Below are 17539 nucleotides of genomic sequence, written 5' to 3' on the forward strand. Positions count from 1 at the left end.
CCAGCCCGCACTGAGAAGCGCAGCTTCTCAACCCGAAAGCGTGACGCTGATGCCGTCGTAGGCCGGCTCGACATGCGTCGGCAACTCGGCACGGAGCGTCTCGTAGTCGAGGTCGGAATGCATGTTGGTCAGGATGGCGCGCTTGGGCTTGATCCGCTCGATCCATCTCAGCGCGTCAGCCAGGCTGAAGTGGCTCGGATGCGGATTGTACCGCAGCGCGTCGATCACCCAGACTTCGACGCCGGCCAGCGCCGCGGCGCTTTCAGACGGCATGTCGTTGAGGTCGCAGGAATAGGCGAAGGCGCCAAACCGAAATCCCAGCGAGGGGATATCGCCGTGCTGCTGGAGGATGGGCAGGGCGGTGATCGAGCCCCCTTCCCCGTCGATGGTCACCGGCTTGCCTGCGGCAATCAGGTGCTCCCTCGCGATCGGCGGATACTGGCTGCCCTCAGGTGTCGCGAAGCAGTAGCCGAAGCGTTCGCGCAGCGTCTTGGCGGTCTCCTGGTTGGCGTAGACGTCGACCCGGCGCCGCTTGGCTACGAAGAGGGCCCGCAGATCGTCGATGCCGTGGCAGTGATCGGCGTGATCGTGGGTCATCAGCACGCCGTCGACCCAGGGCACGTCGGCGTCGATGAGTTGCTCACGGAGGTCCGGCGAAGTGTCGATCAGGACCGTGGTGGTGCCTTTATCACCCTTGCGCTCGACCAGCAGCGAGGTGCGCCGCCGGCGGTTCTTTGGGTTTTTCGGATCGCAGGCGCCCCAGCCGAGCGCCGGCCGCGGTACCCCCATCGATGACCCGCAGCCGAGGATCGTGAATTTCATGCTCACGCAGCCAACTCCGCGGGTCGTGGCACCTTGCTGAACAGCCGGAAAAAATTGTCGGTGGTCTGGCGCGCAATCTCGCCTTCGCTTGCGCCGCGGACGTCGGCCAGGACCTTCGCGGTCTCGGCCACATAGGCCGGCTCGCAACGCTTGCCGCGGAATTTTCCCGGCGCGAGATAAGGCGCGTCGGTCTCGACCAGGACACGCTCCGCCGGAAGGTCGCGAGCGATGGCGCGCAGCTCGTCGGTTTTCTTGTAAGTGAGAATTCCGGTGAACGAGACGTAGAGGCCGAGCTCGACCGCGCCGAAGGCGAGCTCGCGGCCGCCGGTGAAACAATGCAGCACGGCCGGGAAGGGCCCCTTCCCCGTCTCCTCGCGCAGGATTTTCAGCACGTCGGCGTCAGCCTCACGGGCGTGGATCACGAGCGGCAATCCCGTCTCGCGGGCAGCCGCGATATGGGCGCGGAAGCCTTGCTCCTGCGCATCGCGTGGCGCGTTGTCATAGTGATAATCGAGGCCCGCCTCACCGATCGCCACGACCTTCGGATGGCGGGTGCGCGCGACGAGGTCGACCGTGCCGATGTCGAGTTCCTCATCCGCGTGATGCGGATGGGTGCCGACCGAGCAGAACACATCGGGAAAGCGCTCGGCGATGGCGATCAGATCGCCATGCTTACGCACCCGTGTCGAGATCGTCACGAAACGGCCCACACCGGCCGCCTTGGCGCGGCCGACGACCGCATCGAGCTCCTGCGCGAAGTCCGGAAAATCGAGATGGCAATGACTGTCGACCAGCATGGCAGGTTCGATTTCAGTTCAGGCTTTCGCCGTCTCGGCAGGCTCGACATAACGCGGAAACACCGGAGCGGGAGCGGGTAACGCCACGCCCGATGCAATGCGCTTGCCAGCATCGCCCAGCCGATCGAACGAGCGTTCGCTGGCCGGAACTCCAAGAATGTCCAGAAGTTTGCCGGCCGAGGCAGGGATGAATGGCTGGCACAGGATCGCAACCTGCCGGATCACCTCGGCGGTGACATAGAGCACCGTGCCCTGCCGCGCCGGATCGGTCTTGGCCAGCGCCCAGGGCGCTTCGCCCGCAAAATAGCGGTTGGCGTCTGCGACCACGGCCCACATCGCGTTGAGCACCTGATGCAGCTGCTGCGTTTTCATGTGCTCGCGCGCAGTGCCGATCATGGCGTCGGTCGCGGCCAAAATCGCATTGTCGTTATCGCTGAACACGCCGGGTTGCGGCAGCTTTCCGCCAAGTTGCTTGTTGACCATGGTCAGCGAGCGCTGGGCGAGGTTGCCAAGGTCGTTCGCAAGATCCGCGTTGATGCGATTGACGATCGCCTCGTGGCTGTAGTTTCCGTCCTGGCCGAACGGCACCTCGCGCAGGAAGAAATACCGGAACTGGTCGACGCCATAGGCATCGGTCATCGTGAACGGATCGATCACGTTGCCGACCGACTTCGACATTTTCTCGCCGCGGTTGAACAGGAAGCCGTGCGAGAAGATGCGGCGCGGCACCTCGATGCCCGCCGACATCAGGAAAGCCGGCCAGTAGACCGCGTGGAAGCGCACGATGTCCTTGCCGATCACGTGCAGGTCGGCCGGCCAGTAGCGCTTGAATTTTTCGCCATCGACATCGGGGAAGCCCGCCGCCGTGATGTAGTTCGTCAGCGCATCGACCCACACATACATGATGTGCTTGTCGTTGCCCGGCACGCGCACGCCCCAGTCGAAGGTGGTGCGCGAGATCGACAGGTCTTGCAGGCCGCCCTTGACGAAGCTCGCCACCTCGTTGAGGCGCTCCTTCGGCAGCACGAAGTCCGGCCGCTCATAGAGATCGAGCAGCTTCTTCTGATAGGCCGAGAGCTTGAAGAAATAGCTTTCCTCTTCCACCCACTCGACCGGCGTGCCGGTCTTGGTGGCGAGCCGGACCTTGTGCTCGTTGACGTGCGTCTCGTCCTCGGCGTAGTAGGCCTCGTCACGCACCGAGTACCAGCCGGCGTATTTCGACAGGTAGATGTCGCCGTTCTTCTCCATCCGTTCCCAGATGGCCTGCGAAGAACGGTGGTGGCGGTCTTCCGTGGTGCGGATGTAGTCGTCGTTCGAGCAGTTCATCCGCTCGACCATGGCCCGAAACTGCACGACATTGCGGTCCACGAGCTCGCGCGGCGTGATGCCCTCGCGCGTCGCGGTCTGCTGGATTTTCTGGCCGTGCTCGTCGGTGCCCGTGAGGAAAAACACGTCGTAGCCGTCGAGCCGCTTGAAGCGGGCGATGGCGTCGGTCGCGACCACCTCATAGGCGTGGCCGATGTGCGGCGGCCCGTTGGGGTAGGCAATCGCGGTGGTGATGTAATAGCGGGGTTTTTCCGACATAAGGCCCCGTAGGTATCAACGCCACGGCGGAACGGCAACAGGCCGCCCTGCCCGGTTTTGCTGGCCTGGTGGCTGCCCACAACCCCGTTCATTGCGGGTAAAGCGGGAATCCAGTTCTGCCCGGAGGGATTGTCAGCCTTTTTGCGCTGGGTCCCTGCCACAGGCGAGCGACGCGACGCCGTCCTTCGAACGGTTATGCGCGGCGACGAACGGCCGAGAGGGCCTACCAACTTACCGTTTTAAGCCTTCGCCGCATCGGCGAGCTTTCCGAACACCGAAAACACGAATGGCTTGCGGTCGAGATTGTAGGCCTCGGTGTCGCGGCCGGCCGCATTGACGCTGGCCCACACATCGGCGATGCGGGCGAGTCGCTCCGGCTGCTGCGGCTCGGTGCGAAGTCGGTCGCCGAGCCACGCATTGACGGTATCCATGAACGCCGCGAGCGTCTCGACATCGGTGCCAGCGATCTCATCGCCCAATGCGTGCAAGGCGCGCGGGTCAACTTCGGGCAGCCGTGCAAGCAGGGTCAGCATCTGCTGGCGCAGTTCCAGCGCGTCGCCTTCCAGCAGCATCAATGCGCGACGGACCGAGCCGCCCGATGCCGCCGCCGCGGCGCGGACTTCGTCACTGATCTTGGTTTCGCCGAGCGCCATCGCAACTGCTTTCGCGACGTCGTCCTCCGGCAACGGCCGCAGGACCAGGGCGCGACAGCGCGAACGGATGGTCGGCAACACCCTTCCCGGTGCATCGGTCGTGAGCAGGAGAAGCGCCCGCTGCGGCGGCTCCTCCAGCACCTTGAGCAGCGCATTGATTCCTGTCCGGTTCAAATCTTCGATCGGGTCGACAATGGCGACGCGCCAGCCCCCCTCGCCCGCGGTCGAGCCAAAGAACGACACGCTTTCGCGCACCTGCTCGACGCGGGTTTCAGTGAACAGCTTGCCGGTCTTCTCGTTGATGACGCGCTCGAGTACCAGGAGATCGCTGTGGGCCCGGCCTGTGATGCGCCGCGCCACCGGATGGTCGGACGGCACCGTGAGCGAACTCGCCTTCTGCACCGCGGGCGATTTCGGATCGGGATGAGCCAGCACAAAGCGCGCGAAACGATAGGCCAGCGTCGCCTTGCCGATGCCATTCTCGCCACCGATCAGCCAGGCGTGGGGCACACGGCTGCTGCGATAGGCCGACAGCAGCGTAGCTTCGGCCTCGGCGTGGCCGTACAGCGCCATGCTCTCGCGCGGATGCGGGATTTCACCGTCGGCCGCGGGGCTCAAACCTTGAAATCCTCGAAGGCGATCGGCGCGCTTGCGGGATCGAGCTTTTTCGACACCACGCGCCAGATCTGCTCGGCGACCTGTTCTTTGGACGACGTGGCGTCGATCAGCACGCAGCGGTCCGGCTCATTGGCCGCGAGCGTCAGGAAGCCGTCACGGAGCTTCTCGTGAAACGACAGCGCTTCGCCTTCGAACCGGTCTGTGCTGCCGCTGCCGCGGCGCTCCGCCGCGCGTTTCATACCTTCTTTTGCAGGCACGTCGAGAATGAGCGTCAGATCGGGCTTGGTGTCGCCGACGATGATCCGCTCCATGGCCTTGATCGCCAGCGGATCGACCTTGCCGGCGACGCCCTGATAGATGCGCGTGGAATCGGCGAAGCGGTCGCACACCACCCATTTTCCGCGCTCCAGTGCCGGTCGGATCATGGTGGTGAGATGATCGTCGCGGGCGGCAGCAAACACCACCGCTTCCGCTTCGGCGCCGAGCGGCCGTACCGCGCCTGACAGCAAGACGTAACGCATCACTTCGGCACCCGGCGAGCCGCCCGGCTCGCGTGTCAGGAGCGTGCCTATGCCGAATGACTTGATGCGCTGGGCGAGCAACGACGCGTGCGTCGACTTGCCGGTGCCCTCGCCGCCCTCAAAGGTGATGAAGCGTCCGCGCATATTCCAATCCAGACGAGACGCAATGATTTATAGCCGCGTTATAGCCTTTTGGCCGCGGAGCGAAACACGTTGACCACAAGTTCCGCTGCGGCATCGAAGGCGCGCTGCGTCACCGAGCCGACCTCTACGGCTTCGGTGGCCTGCACCGGAACCTCGAGGACCTTGGCTTCGCCACGCATGACCTGCAGCTTGCCGATCTCCTGGCCTTCGCGGATCGGCGCGCGGACCGGACCGGAATAGACCATCTTGGCGCTGATGCGCTCGCTGACATTGCGCGGCACCATGAGCTTGATCTGCGCGCCGGCCGTGACCGGAACCTTGCCCTGCGCGCCACCATAGACCTTGGCCTCGGCGATGGTCTGGTTCTCCGCGAACAGGGGCCGGGCTTCGAACTCTCGAAAACCGTAATCAATCAGCTTCTTGGCCTCGTCGCCGCGGTCCTTGGCGTTCTTCAGCCCGGTGATGACCAGGATCAGGCGGAGCCCGTTCCGGGTCGCCGAACCGACAAGATTGTAACCCGCCTCATTGGTGAAGCCGGTCTTCAGGCCATCGGCACCTTCGACGGTGCCGAGAATCGGATTGCGGTTCTGCTGGCGGATCTTGTTCCAGGTGAACTCACGCTCACCGAACCATTTGTAAAATTCCGGATAGGTGTTGACGATGTGACGCGCGATCATCGCAAGCTCGCGCGGCGTCACGCGCATTTTGGGATCGGGCAGACCGTCGACATTGGTGAAGGTTGACTTGGTCAGACCGAGCTCTCGGGCGCGGTCGTTCATCATCCGGACAAACGAGGCTTCGTTGCCGGCAACGCCTTCGGCGAGCGCGATACAGCCGTCGTTCGCGGACTGGATCAGGATGCCCTTCAGCAGATCTTCGACCCGGACCTTGCTGTTCAGCACCGCATACATGGTGGAGCCGTGCGACATCGCTCCGCCCTTACGCCAGGCGTTCTCGCTGATGAGGTAAGTGTCGTCGAGCTTGATGTTGCCCAGTTCGATCTGATCGAACACCACGCTCACGGTCATCAGCTTGGCAAGACTTGCCGGCGCAACCAGGTCATCGGCCTGCTTCTCGTAGAGCACCGAACCGGTTTCGGCCTCGACCAGGATAGCGTGAGGGGCACTGGTCTGCGGCGGCGCTGCGGCCGCGGGCGCAATCGACGCCGCCATCAGCCCTGCCAAGGCCATTGCCAAACCATGTCGCCGCATGCCGCACTCCTGCACACTCGAGCCCGCGCGCAAGCGCACCCTGCATCGGGTCAATTCTTAACAAGCCTTCGGGGGCTTTAAAATGGCAAGTTTGGAGGCCGTAAATGACCTCTAATAGAGGCCGCGGCCGCTTATCACCGCGCCCTGCCTGGGCGTGCCGCCCTGGCCCGCATAGGCCGAGACCGGCTCGGCGCGGTTGGGCGCAGCCGGCATGCTGTTCGCCGGCGCGAACCGCGAGTCAAAATTCGTCGCCTCGCCCGCATTGGCCGATCTGACGAACGACAGTTTCTGCCGGGATTGTGCCGCGGGCGGCGCCAGCGGCACACGCTCGACAGAGGCAACATTCTGGGCCTGCGCGCGCGCGGCCATGCGCGCCCCGTTGTCGTCGTGGCCGAGTTCGAACGGCCGATCGGACGGCGTCGGTACTCGGCCGCTGATCGGCGGCTGCTCGGAGCGCATATTGAAGGCTTGCACGGTAGCGGCCTTAAGCTCATTCGGCCCAGGAGCCGGCGTGCCGCGGCGGAGCGTGGCCTCGAGCCGCGTATCGTCGGAACCAGCCAATGATGCTTTGCCGACGTATTCGACGCGGACCTGGGTGGTGCCAGTGTCGGAGAAGCCGAGAAGCTGCGCCGTGCGCGACGACACGTCGATCAGGCGGTCGGCGTGGTACGGTCCGCGATCGTTGATGCGCACGATGATCGAGCGCTGGTTCTTCAGATTGGTGACGCGGGCATAGCTCGGGATCGGCAGCGTCGGGTGCGCGGCCGAAATCGATTGCATGTCGTAGATTTCGCCATTGGCGGTCTGGCGGCCGTGGAAGTCTTCACCGTACCAGGACGCAATGCCCTCGGCCCGGTAGTTGGAATTCTCTTCGGGGCTGTAGGTGCGGCCGCCCACCACATAGGGCTTGCCCACCCGGTAGGTACCGCCGCCCTTGGGAACCGGCTCCCCGAGCTGGACCAGCCTCGGGCTCGCCGACACGCCATACTTGGGATCGAGCTTGGAAACCGACCCGCCGCACTGGGCCAGCGCCAGGCAGCAGCAACCGACCGCGCCTGCGCGCGCGACCATGCTCAAGGCCGCCCCAAAGCCTGTCCCCAAGCTGCTCAACCCCATGCAGTCCCCAATGTGCATTCCAACGGCATCAGATGCCCAGGCAGCACTGCCCTGCCGCCTCTCCCCTCATGGCATCCAACTGTTAACAATACCGCGGCCGAAAGCCGGCCAAAATGGGGCCGGGAGCGATATGGTAAACGATTCGTAACCATAGAGAGCCTCGGAACCCGTTGCAGCGCGGGTCGCAGTCGGCGGTGGGCAACGGTCCGGTGCGCGATTCGACGGTACGCGGGGGGCTGCCCGAGCATCAGTCGTTGATGTGGTCAGGCGGCGGTGCGGCGCAGGGGCGCCCATACGCCCGGCTCAAAGCTCGATCTCAACGCTCAAACGAAAAACCCCGGCGGTTTCCCGCCGGGGCCTTGTTCTTCGGTCTTCAGCTTACGCTGAGATCAAGGAACGATGTCGCGGTGAATACGCCAAGTCGTGGACACCACGTCCTGGTCGCTGATCGTGTAGATGCCAGCGCCCTTGCCGGTGACAACACCGTTGCCCAGAGCGAGCGTGTTCACGCCGAGCGTCGCGGTGTTGAGCTTGCTGTACATCACGTCGACACCGACGTAGAGGTCCTTGGTGATGTTCCACTGCGAACGGGAGCCGATGTTCCAGGCCGACCAGTTCGGGTTGCAGCCCGGACCGCCAGCACCCTGACCGACTGAGGCCGTTGCGAAGGCGCAGAACTGCGACTTGGCGGTGCCGTTGTACGAGAAGTCGACGTACGAACCGTACAGCGACGTGCGCAGAGCCGGGGTCCAGAAGTGTTCGAACGACGCGAACACGCTCCAGGCCGTCGTCAGCTGGATGTCGTTGTTGCTGGTAGCGTTGGCACCCGTGCCGAAGACAGCGGTGCCCGGCGCATTGCCGGCGACGTAGGCGTCGTCGGAATGACCGAAGCCGACGCTGGCGCCGCTCCAGTACGCCAGAGCGCCACCACCCGTCGGCGTGAACGAGGCATACCGCGTCGCGCCTTCAGAGTAGACCACCGCGCCCTGGAAGTAGTCGCCAGGTCCGAACATCGGCGCGTTCAAACGCAGACCGCCGCTGACCGCCCAGCCCCACTTGTCGTCCGGATGACCGTTGCCCTCGAAGAGACCGGTGCCACCGACGCCGCCACCCGGGGCGATGCCATAGTAGCCCGCGCCAACCTGGTGCGCCGCCGCAGAGATCTGCGCCGAGCCCCAGGCCTGGTCGATACGGATGTTGCCGACGATGTCCGGCATGTTGCTCGCCTGCGCGATGGCCGGCGAGAGGTTGTCAGCACCACCGAGAGCGCCGAAGAGCGTCGCGCCAGCGGTTGTCCCGTTCCAGTTGATGGTGTTGTTGCGCCGGCTCTGCTCGATGCCGACCGTTGCCGACAGACCGTTGCCGAACTGCGCGGTGTACGAACCGACGAGCTGGCCCGGATCACCAGTGTCCGGCGAGTAGGTGTAGCCGGCGTTGTAGGCCACCGCCGCGGACGAGACGAAGTCGAAGAACGACGTCGCCTTGCCGAAGGTGAAGCCCGCGATCTGGATGAACGCGCGGGTCATGTAGACCGGCGTGTTCGAGCCCGCGCCCGACACGAGGCCGGCGTTGGCGTTGCTGTCCTGGGTGAAGCCCATCAACAGGTAGGTGCGCAGGGTGCCGTACGCGGTCTGCTGGCGGGTGTCGAACGTCGCGATGGCGCGAACGCGCTGCGCGATGCCGTCCTGGGTTCCCAGGCGGTTGTTGATCGTGTTGCCGCCCGCGAACGGGCCAGCGGTGATCGACGCCGTGCCGTTGTTCAGCTGGTAGCGAACGTAGCCACCGATCTTCATGCAGATATCGGTGCCGGGAATGTAGTAGAACCCAGCGCCATACAGGGAGCAAACCTTCACGTACTCGACCGGCTTGGCCTTAACGGGAAGATCGGCCGCCTGTGCTCCCGACATCGCGACGAGACCCGCCGCCGATGCGAGGAAAGCACTTTTCACCATCTTCATTGTTGTTCCTCCGTGTTTACTTCCGGTGGGAGGGTTCGGTCTTGCCGGAGCAGCGCCCCTGGAAGGTCCCCTTATCTCCCCGCGAACCACCCAGAAACCCAGAACAAACGCGGGATCCCAGACGGGACGACTTGGGGAAGCCCCCCTCCGTCGCACAGGCACCTTAGCCCAAGGGAACTGGCAGGCAATGAAGAACACCCCTTCCCACAGGCCTGAATGCTGGTTTCCGGAGGGGTGTTGCACGAAGGGCACGGCGCTGTGCACAACTCCGGAAAGATTTTTGTGACTTCATGCAAAGCATTGAAAATTCGGGAAATTCTACGGCTGCAACCGATCCTGCAAGCATCCGAAAATCACACCAGCGCCCAACCCGAGACGGCTATCGAAGCCTTTTGGGCGGGTAAGTGTGGCTTAATAGAAACAGGTTTGGCGCGACATCCGGTGGGGTTTTGAGAGGCCGTTGAACTGCCCAATACAGCCGACGCAGGCCGCCATTTTTTATAATATATCAGTTACTTACGAAAAAATTTACATCGCAGCCCGAATGAATATTGCTTAGGCCGCAGGCCAAGCCGTGTTCATCAGCACTGAGTCGCGCCGCTTTCCGCGCCACACATGCGATTCGTCGACGGGTCGCGCCGAGAAATCTTGGGTTGAACCACGCGTCATATGGCTCGCGCGAAAGCCTTGGGCAGACGCTGCCTCCAGCGGAGATTTGAATCTGTGCTTGTTCGGCAATCAACCACGAGTTTTGCCTTCAACGTGGAGCCAATGGCTCCATCATTGCGGCGTGGCCGCCGTGACCGATCAATGGCCCGCACGGTTGCGCCGTAGCGCCGACGCCCTGTCGAAAGCCGCCGATGCTTCTTCAGCTCGGCCAAGCTTGGTCAGCGTGTTGCCTATTTGAAGCTGCACCGTCGCCTCGTCCGCGCCGAACGCGAGTCCCTGCTGGTAAGCATCCAACGCCTCGGTGTATCGCCCGAGCCCGTTGAGCGCGACGCCGAGATTGAGTTGGGCGCCAGCGTTGCGCGCATTGATTTGGAGCGCTGTCTGACAGCGCTGGGCCGCTTCTTCATAACGTTCGAGTTCATTGAGAGCGACAGCGATATTTGAGTGCGCTTCGGCAAATCCAGGATCGGTCGCAAGCACGCTTTCAAAATGATCTATCGCCTCAGAAAACGCCTTCTGATGCAGCAGAATCGCACCGAGGTTGTTGCGCGCACCAATATTTGCCGGATCCAGCGCCAGGGTCTGGCGATAGTGATCCATGGCTTCGTCCGTGCGCCCCAGAGCTTGCAGCGCTGTGGCGAGATTGTAATGCGCGTCAACATAATCTGGCTGCAACCCCAGCGCTCCGCGCATCAACTCGATGCCGTGGTTCGCGTTGCCCTGCTGGAAGTAGCTCAAGCCCAGAAAATGCAGCGTCGGTGGATGGTTCGGCACATGACTCAACACCGTCTGATAAGCCGATTGCGCCTCGGCAAATCGGCCGGCTTGGTGCGCAGCCATCGCCTGCGCCAAGAGCGCATCCAGCTCCTCTGTTGTGGGCATGGTCAGACCGCGCAATCCGCTACAGGCAAATTGGCGGAGAGGGTGGGATTCGAACCCACGATACGGTGTTACCCGTATGACGATTTAGCAAACCGTTGCCTTCAGCCACTCGGCCACCTCTCCGCGCGGCCGAATGCCTACAAAACCCGCGACGCAGCGTCAAACCATTGCTGGGGATGCCGTCGATCCGCCCTTCCGGCACCGTCAACATCAGGTTCCGGCCCGACCAGCCCCCACCCCACAGTCCGACCTATCGGGGCTGCAACCGGTTCGAGCAGCTGCATGGACCCAAGCCACAGGCTGCGGCGCGGAACATCACCGGAGCCACCGGCGCAGGATTGGCCTTGAGCCCGTCGCGCCGAGCCTGTCCGGTCTGAGCGTCCGACATCTCGGCTGCGATCTCGCGGGACCAAATCGCAGGCGGCGGATCGCCTCAACCCGCCCCTTCATCTGAGCCGCGGCTTCACCTGGCCCGTTGGCCAAACAGCACTGCGCGCACCTGCGGGTCGCTGACGTCAACTTTGCGCGCTTCCTCGATGCGGATGTGCATCCCGCGTTGAACAGCGGGCCGCGCACGTACCTCATCGAGCCAACGTTTGAGGTGGGGGAAGTCCGCAAAACTCTCGCCTTGCCGCTCGGCGTGGCGGATCCACCCGACGCAAGCCATGTCGGCGATTGAGTAGACGCCAGCAAGAAAACGATGCGCCTTCAGCCGGGTGTTCATCACCCCGTAAAGCCGGTTGAGTTCGTCGCCATAGCGCTTGATGGCGTAGGGAATCTGCTCGGGCGCGTAGCGACGGTAATGACCCGCCTCTCCGGCTTTCGGACCGAGATTGGCCATCTGCCAGAACAGCCACTCGTCGACCGCCACCCGGGCGCGCTCCTGCGTCGGATAAAACCGGCCGGTCTTGCGACCGAGATATTGCAGGATCGCGCCGGACTCGAACACCGAGATCGGCCGGCCGCCCGGCCCTTCGTGATCGACGATCGCCGGCATGCGATTGTTCGGCGAGATTTTCAGGAAGGTGTCGGTGAATTGCTCGCCGCGGGCGATGTTCACAGGGACCATGGTGTAGGGAAGCTTGCATTCCTCCAGCATGATCGAGATCTTCCAGCCGTTCGGCGTCGGCCAGAAGTAGAGGTCGATCGGCTTTCGGGACGGCTTGGGTTTTTTGGACGGCTTGATCTCGGGCTTCGGCGACGCCTTGCGTTGTTGCTTCATCGGCATGGTGCGGGCCCCAATATCGTGCTGGGTCGGCTGCGTTGCACACGTCAAGGATCGTAGGCTCGATCTCGTCCGTATCCCACCGAGGACATCGCGAAGCTAAAGCACGTTGTGGCCGTGCCCGTACACAACACGCTCACGGGTCCGTGCAGACGGGTTGAGCCATTCCCAAAAACACCGAGGGCGTCGACGAGACCCTGTGTCTCGTCGACGCCCTCTGCCGTCTATCGGTCGTGGAAACTTCTCCTGAGAGTGCTTCCTTAAGAGGCCTGCGTCGATCGCTGAACGCTCAACGCGCGACACTCACCAGACCTATGACGTCACGTTCGACGTGAAGTCGAAGCGCGTAGGCCGGACTACTTCTTCTTCCGGGCCTTCGTCTTCTTCGCCTTCTTCGCCTTGCGCTTCTTCGCCATTTGCTGCCCTCCTAGCCACGGGATGTGGCGATGTCGGAACAGTGCAGTCGAGGATCGACATGCACTGCAATCGGATTACACCGATACGAATGAAAAAAACACTGACCCCGCTTAACGGAGCGTGTACGTCAAGACCCAACGCTGCCTGCGATCGCTCGCACCATGATGTGCATGACCGCAACGCACGACGCGAATGCGCACCTCGCATCGCAATCAGCGGCGCAAAAAGCAAACTTCGTGAAAACCCATATACAGCCTGCGTTCTTGCAGGATTTTCCGACTGAGGATTTTGTTGTGCGATTGAGTGAAGACGTCAGTCATCCACAGCGCGCGTGGCGCGCAAATCAAGACGCTGTGTCGGTTCTGCACTGACCAAAAAAATTTTTCCACAGACAGCGCTTCAGGGGCATTGCATCGACGATGAAACGATCAAAACGAGCGAATCGGGGGCCGACTCGATTCGTCAAAAGCCCCTCACGCAACGAAGTCGAAGCGTCGGTGATGCGCGTGAGCGACCATCATCGTCCGATGTTTGAACGATCCGAATGTTGATGACTGCAACCAACGATGCACCGCAACAAGTGATGCGTACGTGTCAGAGCCCAAGCTTCTTCTTCAGCACGTCGTTGACCGCTTGCGGGTTGGCCTTGCCGCCCGAAGCCTTCATCACCTGACCGACGAACCAGCCGATCGCTTTCGGATTGCTCTTGGCGTCGGCAACCTTGTCAGGGTTCTTGGCAACGATCTCGTCGACCACCTTCTCGATCGCGCCGACGTCGGTGACCTGCTTCATGCCGCGCTGCTCGACGATCGCACGCGGTTCACCGCCTTCGGACCACACGATCTCGAACAAGTCCTTGGCAATCTTGCCGGAAATCGCCCCCTCGGCGATCAGATCGAGGATCGCGCCAAGCTGCGCGGCGCTCACCGGCGTATCTTCGATGCTCTTGCCTTCCTTGTTCAAACGGCCGGTCAGGTCGTTGAGCACCCAGTTCGCGGCAAGCTTGGCGTCGCGGCTCTTGGCGAGCTCCTCGAAAAAGTCAGCGAGCGCCTTCTCGGCGACCAGCACGTCGGCGTCATAGGCCGAAAGCCCGAGCTCCGCGGCGAACCGCGCCCGCTTCTGGTCGGGAAGTTCCGGCAGGTGTTGCTTCAGTTCATCGACGTAGATCTGGTCGAATTCGAGCGGCAGCAGATCAGGATCGGGGAAGTAACGGTAATCGTGTGCCTCTTCCTTCGACCGCATCGAGCGGGTCTCGCCCGCTTCCGGATCGTAAAGGCGGGTTTCCTGTACGATCTCGCCTCCGTCTTCGATGATCTCAATCTGCCGGCGCGCCTCGTACTCGACGGCCTCGCCGATAAAGCGAAACGAGTTCATGTTCTTGATTTCGCAACGCGTACCCAGGCCCGTTTCGCCGGCACGACGCACCGAGACGTTGACGTCGGCGCGCAAGTTGCCCTTCTCCATGTCACCGTCGCAGGTGCCGAGATAGCGCAGGATCGATTGCAGCTTGGCCAAATAAGCCTGCGCCTGCTCCGACGAGCGGATATCCGGCTTCGAGACGATCTCCATCAGCGCCACGCCCGACCGGTTGAGGTCGATCGCGCTCATGGCCGGATGCTGATCGTGCAACGACTTGCCGGCGTCCTGCTCGAGATGCAGCCGCTCGATGCCAATCGTGACGGTCTCGCCATCCGGCATCGCCACCGTGACCTCGCCCTCGCCCACGATCGGCTGCTTGTACTGGCTGATCTGATAGCCCTGAGGCAGGTCGGGGTAGAAATAGTTCTTGCGGTCGAACACCGAACGCAGATTGATCTTGGCATTCAGTCCCAAACCGGTGCGAACCGCCTGGCGGACGCATTCCTCGTTGATCACGGGCAGCATGCCGGGCATCGCCGCATCGACCAGCGACACATGACTGTTCGGCTCGCCGCCGAACGCTGTCGAAGCGCCAGAGAACAGCTTGGCGTTGGAGGTGACCTGGGCATGCACCTCCATGCCGATTACGACCTCCCAGTCGCCGGTGCCGCCTTTGATCAGCTTCGAGGGCTTGCTCTGCACGTTCATAATCCGCTCCGTTAAATGTCCATCGCCTCTGATCCCCGCAAGGTCAAGGCCGCAGGCATGCGGCGTGACGGTTGTCGGCGTTCGGCCCCGCCAGTAGTGTTCGGGCGCACAAAAAGACAGCGGGGCGGAAATGCAAAAGCTCAGCCGGCGCCAGATCATCAGGCTCGCAGCCGCCTCCGCGCTCGCCGCGGGCTATCCCACCCTCATCCGCGCCCAGACCGCGACCCAGAACTGGCCGCAGCGCTTCGTGAAGCTCGTGGTGCCGTTCACCTCGGGCGGCGGCATCGACACCATCGGTCGCGTGGTCGGTGCACGCCTGTCGGAAATCTGGGGCCAGCAGGTCGTGGTCGAAAACAAGCCGGGCGCCGGCGGCAACATCGCCTCGGAATACGTGGCGCGCTCCGATCCCGACGGGCTCACCATGTACATCACCGCGGGCGGGCTCGCGGTGAACAAGTTCCTGTTCGACAAGATCAGCTACGATCCGATCGCTGACTTCGCGCCGGTGACGCTGATCTGCCTCTATCCCAACCTGATGGTGGTGCCGAACAGCTCGCCGTTCCGCACCGTTCCGGAGATGATTGCATTCGCCAAGGCCAATCCGGGCAAACTCACCTTCGGGACGCCTGGTCATGGCAGCTCGCCGCACATGGCGGGCGAGCTGTTCAAGTATCTCGCCGGCATCGACATCACCCACGTGCCCTATCGCGGAGCCTCGGCGGCGTTGACCGATGTGATCGCCGGCCGCACCGACATGAGCTTTGCCGTGATGGCCTCAGGACTGCCGCTCGCCCAGCAGGGCCAGCTCCGGGCGCTTGCCGTGACCACCGCGAGCCGCGCGTCGATGGCGCCCGACGTCCCGACCCTCGCCGAAAGCGGCGTGCCCGGCTACGACATGTCGTCGTGGTTCGCCTTCATGGTCCCGGCCAAGACGCCCACTGCCATCGTCGAGAAGATCCAGGCCGACACGGCCGCAGTGCTGAAGGAGCCCGCCATTCGCGAACGGCTCAACAAGCTCGGCGTCATCATCGTCGGCTCAACGTCCGCCGAGCTCGCCGCGCATCTTAAAGCCGAGATGGAGCGCTGGGAGCCGGTCATCAAGCGCGCCAACATCAAGGTTCATGAATGAGCACCATCACGGTTCTATCGTCGCTCGCCACCCGCGAGGCCTATCTCGAGCTCGTGCCGCAGTTCGAAGCGACGAACGGCCATAAGGTCGAGACCACCTGGGCCGGCACCGTGAACATCATGAAGCGCATGGCCGATGGCGAGGTGTTCGATCTCGTGATCAGCTCGAGCGCCTCGATCAAGGACCTCACGGAGCAGAAGAAGATCGTCGCTGGCAGCGCCGTCAATCTGTCCAAGACCGGCATCGGCATCGGTGTCCGCAAGGGCGCCAAGAAGCCGGACGTCGGCACCTCGGACGCCTTCCGGCAGACCATGCTGGCCGCCAAGAGCGTCGGCCTCTCGACCGGGCCAAGCGGCGTCTATCTGGAAAAGCTGTTCGAACGGCTCGGCATCGCTGATGCCGTGAAGCCCAAGATCAAGCAGATCCCCTCGGGCGGCACGGTGGCGCCGCTGGTGGCTAGCGGCGAGGCCGAGATCGGCTTCCAGCAGATCAGCGAGATCGCGCATGCCGAGGGCATCGACTATGTGGGCCGGCTGCCGCCGGACCTGCAGCTCATTTCGGTGTTTACCGCGGGCGTTCACACCGGCGCGAAGCACTCCACCGAAGCGCAGGCGCTGGTGAAATTCCTCACCGCGCCGGCAGGCCTCGCCGTGATGAAGAAGCACGGGCTGGAGGCGCCCTGACCCGCTACCGCGCCGCGCTTTCAGCCGATAGACTTCACAAAAATACAAATTCTCTGGGAGGTCATCATGAAAGCCAAACTGCTGGTGGCCGCAGCCTGCGGCCTGCTCGTCTCCGGTGCTGTCCAGGCGGCGGAGCTGAAGGTGCTCGCCTCGGGTGCGGTGAAAGAAGCCTATAACGAACTCATTCCACAATTCGAAAAAGCGTCCGGCCACAAAGTCGCGATCACCTGGGCCGGCACGGTCGACATCAAGAAGAAGGTTGCGGCCGGCGAGGCCTACGACGTCATCATCGTCGCGAGCCCCGAGATGGACGCCTTCCTCAAGGACGGCAAGATCGCAGCCGGCACCAAGGCCGATCTGGTCAAGTCCGGCGTCGGCATCGCGATCAAGCCCGGCACTGCGAAGCCGGACTTGAGCTCCGGCGACGGCTTGAAGAAGGCGCTGCTTGCAGCGAAGTCGGTGGGCTATTCGACGGGCCCGAGCGGTGCCTACATGCAGAAGCTGTTTGAGAAGATGGGCATCGCAGACCAGATCAAGGCCAAGACGAAAATCACGCAGCCGGGCGTGCCTGTCGCTGGTCTGATCCGCAACGGCGACGCCGAGATCGGCTTCCAGCAGGTCAGCGAGCTCATTCACGAGCCGGGCATCGATTTTCTCGGGCCTATACCCAACGACGTGCAACAGATCACGACGTTCTCGGGCGGCATTCCCGCGGGCTCGAAGGAGCAAGGTGCAGCCAAGGCGCTGCAGACGTTTCTCACCGCAAAAGAGCGGGCGGACACGCTGAAGAAGCACGGCCTGTCTCCAGGATAGCATTCTCCCGGCTCACGGGTCACTGCGAGACGGCGAACACTCCGGCTTTGCCGCCTCCGTGAAACGCATAGGCGGTTCGATGTTGCCGCCATCCTTGGCGAGCTGACATCGCTCGTTCCGACGCATAGCGATCATGAACTCGACGGAACAAGCTCTCTGTTTTGCGGTTACGAAACTGGCGGACTTTCTGGTCCGTAGCAGGGCGACGACGATGAGCGAGACATCGCGAG

General features: G+C 63.0%; 14 protein-coding genes and 1 tRNA gene. 3 read left to right on the forward strand and 12 right to left on the reverse strand.

What is annotated here, in order from left to right; translation table 11 throughout:
- Window positions 1-27 precede the first annotated feature (27 nt).
- From RHPLAN_RS21470 to gatB, 12 genes are all read right to left on the reverse strand, one after another.
- A complete protein-coding gene (locus RHPLAN_RS21470; RefSeq protein ID WP_068021704.1) occupies window positions 28-828 on the reverse strand; it encodes an MBL fold metallo-hydrolase in 801 nt (266 codons plus the stop codon).
- Entirely contained in the window at window positions 825-1619 is a 795-nt protein-coding gene (locus tag RHPLAN_RS21475) for a TatD family hydrolase (RefSeq protein WP_068021706.1), read from the reverse strand. The genes RHPLAN_RS21470 and RHPLAN_RS21475 overlap by 4 nt, the downstream gene beginning before the upstream one ends.
- 18 nt (window positions 1620-1637) lie before the next feature.
- Window positions 1638-3203, reverse strand: a complete 1566-nt coding sequence (metG, locus tag RHPLAN_RS21480) for a methionine--tRNA ligase (protein WP_068021708.1) — start codon at window positions 3201-3203, stop codon at window positions 1638-1640.
- Window positions 3204-3442: 239 nt separating this feature from the next.
- Window positions 3443-4474, reverse strand: coding sequence for a DNA polymerase III subunit delta' (locus RHPLAN_RS21485; protein ID WP_257730261.1), 1032 nt, complete (start codon window positions 4472-4474; stop codon window positions 3443-3445).
- The gene (tmk, locus tag RHPLAN_RS21490) at window positions 4471-5139 is read right to left on the reverse strand and encodes a dTMP kinase (RefSeq protein WP_068021709.1); all 669 of its coding nucleotides are present in this window, start codon (window positions 5137-5139) and stop codon (window positions 4471-4473) included. The genes RHPLAN_RS21485 and tmk overlap by 4 nt, the downstream gene beginning before the upstream one ends.
- Window positions 5140-5177: 38 nt before the next feature.
- Window positions 5178-6350: a D-alanyl-D-alanine carboxypeptidase family protein gene (locus tag RHPLAN_RS21495; RefSeq protein ID WP_237179879.1), complete on the reverse strand. Its 1173-nt coding sequence runs from the start codon at window positions 6348-6350 to the stop codon at window positions 5178-5180.
- 111 nt (window positions 6351-6461) lie between these two features.
- Window positions 6462-7421, reverse strand: coding sequence for a septal ring lytic transglycosylase RlpA family protein (locus RHPLAN_RS21500; protein ID WP_068021711.1), 960 nt, complete (start codon window positions 7419-7421; stop codon window positions 6462-6464).
- Window positions 7422-7855: 434 nt separating this feature from the next.
- Complete coding sequence (locus RHPLAN_RS21505; protein ID WP_068021720.1) at window positions 7856-9424, reverse strand: porin; 1569 nt, start codon at window positions 9422-9424, stop codon at window positions 7856-7858.
- An 807-nt stretch (window positions 9425-10231) separates the two neighbouring features.
- Complete coding sequence (locus RHPLAN_RS21510; protein ID WP_157100794.1) at window positions 10232-10975, reverse strand: tetratricopeptide repeat protein; 744 nt, start codon at window positions 10973-10975, stop codon at window positions 10232-10234.
- Window positions 10976-11006: 31 nt separating this feature from the next.
- Window positions 11007-11098, reverse strand: a tRNA-Ser gene (locus tag RHPLAN_RS21515).
- Window positions 11099-11438: 340 nt separating this feature from the next.
- Window positions 11439-12074: a glutathione S-transferase family protein gene (locus RHPLAN_RS21520; RefSeq protein ID WP_237180207.1), complete on the reverse strand. Its 636-nt coding sequence runs from the start codon at window positions 12072-12074 to the stop codon at window positions 11439-11441.
- A gap of 1137 nt (window positions 12075-13211) precedes the next feature.
- A complete protein-coding gene (gene gatB / locus RHPLAN_RS21525; protein WP_068021722.1) occupies window positions 13212-14684 on the reverse strand; it encodes an Asp-tRNA(Asn)/Glu-tRNA(Gln) amidotransferase subunit GatB in 1473 nt (490 codons plus the stop codon).
- Between the two features lie 130 nt (window positions 14685-14814).
- On the opposite strand from gatB, the gene RHPLAN_RS21530 reads away from it, so the two are divergent.
- The 3 genes from RHPLAN_RS21530 to RHPLAN_RS21540 all read left to right on the forward strand — a co-directional run bounded on the left by RHPLAN_RS21530 (window position 14815) and on the right by RHPLAN_RS21540 (window position 17309).
- Window positions 14815-15813 (forward strand): tripartite tricarboxylate transporter substrate binding protein, encoded by a 999-nt coding sequence (locus RHPLAN_RS21530; protein ID WP_068021723.1) that lies wholly within the window; start codon window positions 14815-14817, stop codon window positions 15811-15813.
- Window positions 15810-16496 carry a molybdate ABC transporter substrate-binding protein gene (gene modA / locus RHPLAN_RS21535; RefSeq protein ID WP_068021724.1) on the forward strand — a complete coding sequence of 229 codons (687 nt, stop codon included), beginning with the start codon at window positions 15810-15812 and terminating at the stop codon, window positions 16494-16496. Before RHPLAN_RS21530 ends, modA begins: the two co-directional genes overlap by 4 nt.
- Before the next feature lie 66 nt (window positions 16497-16562).
- On the forward strand, window positions 16563-17309 hold the full coding sequence (locus RHPLAN_RS21540) for a molybdate ABC transporter substrate-binding protein (RefSeq protein WP_068021726.1): 747 nt from the start codon (window positions 16563-16565) through the stop codon (window positions 17307-17309).
- Window positions 17310-17539: the final 230 nt, after the last annotated feature.

The organism is Rhodoplanes sp. Z2-YC6860 (genome assembly GCF_001579845.1).
In the GTDB taxonomy this organism is placed as follows: Bacteria; Pseudomonadota; Alphaproteobacteria; order Rhizobiales; family Xanthobacteraceae; genus Z2-YC6860.

Coding starts and splice junctions, on each gene's coding strand:
- RHPLAN_RS21475 (WP_068021706.1), bottom strand. CDS start 1,619: ATGCTGGTCGACAGTCATTGCCATCTCGATTTTCCGGACTTCGCGCAG.
- metG (WP_068021708.1), bottom strand. CDS start 3,203: ATGTCGGAAAAACCCCGCTATTACATCACCACCGCGATTGCCTACCCC.
- tmk (WP_068021709.1), bottom strand. CDS start 5,139: ATGCGCGGACGCTTCATCACCTTTGAGGGCGGCGAGGGCACCGGCAAG.
- RHPLAN_RS21495 (WP_237179879.1), bottom strand. CDS start 6,350: ATGCGGCGACATGGTTTGGCAATGGCCTTGGCAGGGCTGATGGCGGCG.
- RHPLAN_RS21500 (WP_068021711.1), bottom strand. CDS start 7,421: ATGGTCGCGCGCGCAGGCGCGGTCGGTTGCTGCTGCCTGGCGCTGGCC.
- RHPLAN_RS21505 (WP_068021720.1), bottom strand. CDS start 9,424: ATGAAGATGGTGAAAAGTGCTTTCCTCGCATCGGCGGCGGGTCTCGTC.
- RHPLAN_RS21510 (WP_157100794.1), bottom strand. CDS start 10,975: ATGCCCACAACAGAGGAGCTGGATGCGCTCTTGGCGCAGGCGATGGCT.
- RHPLAN_RS21520 (WP_237180207.1), bottom strand. CDS start 12,074: ATGCTGGAGGAATGCAAGCTTCCCTACACCATGGTCCCTGTGAACATC.
- gatB (WP_068021722.1), bottom strand. CDS start 14,684: ATGAACGTGCAGAGCAAGCCCTCGAAGCTGATCAAAGGCGGCACCGGC.
- RHPLAN_RS21530 (WP_068021723.1), top strand. CDS start 14,815: ATGCAAAAGCTCAGCCGGCGCCAGATCATCAGGCTCGCAGCCGCCTCC.
- modA (WP_068021724.1), top strand. CDS start 15,810: ATGAGCACCATCACGGTTCTATCGTCGCTCGCCACCCGCGAGGCCTAT.
- RHPLAN_RS21540 (WP_068021726.1), top strand. CDS start 16,563: ATGAAAGCCAAACTGCTGGTGGCCGCAGCCTGCGGCCTGCTCGTCTCC.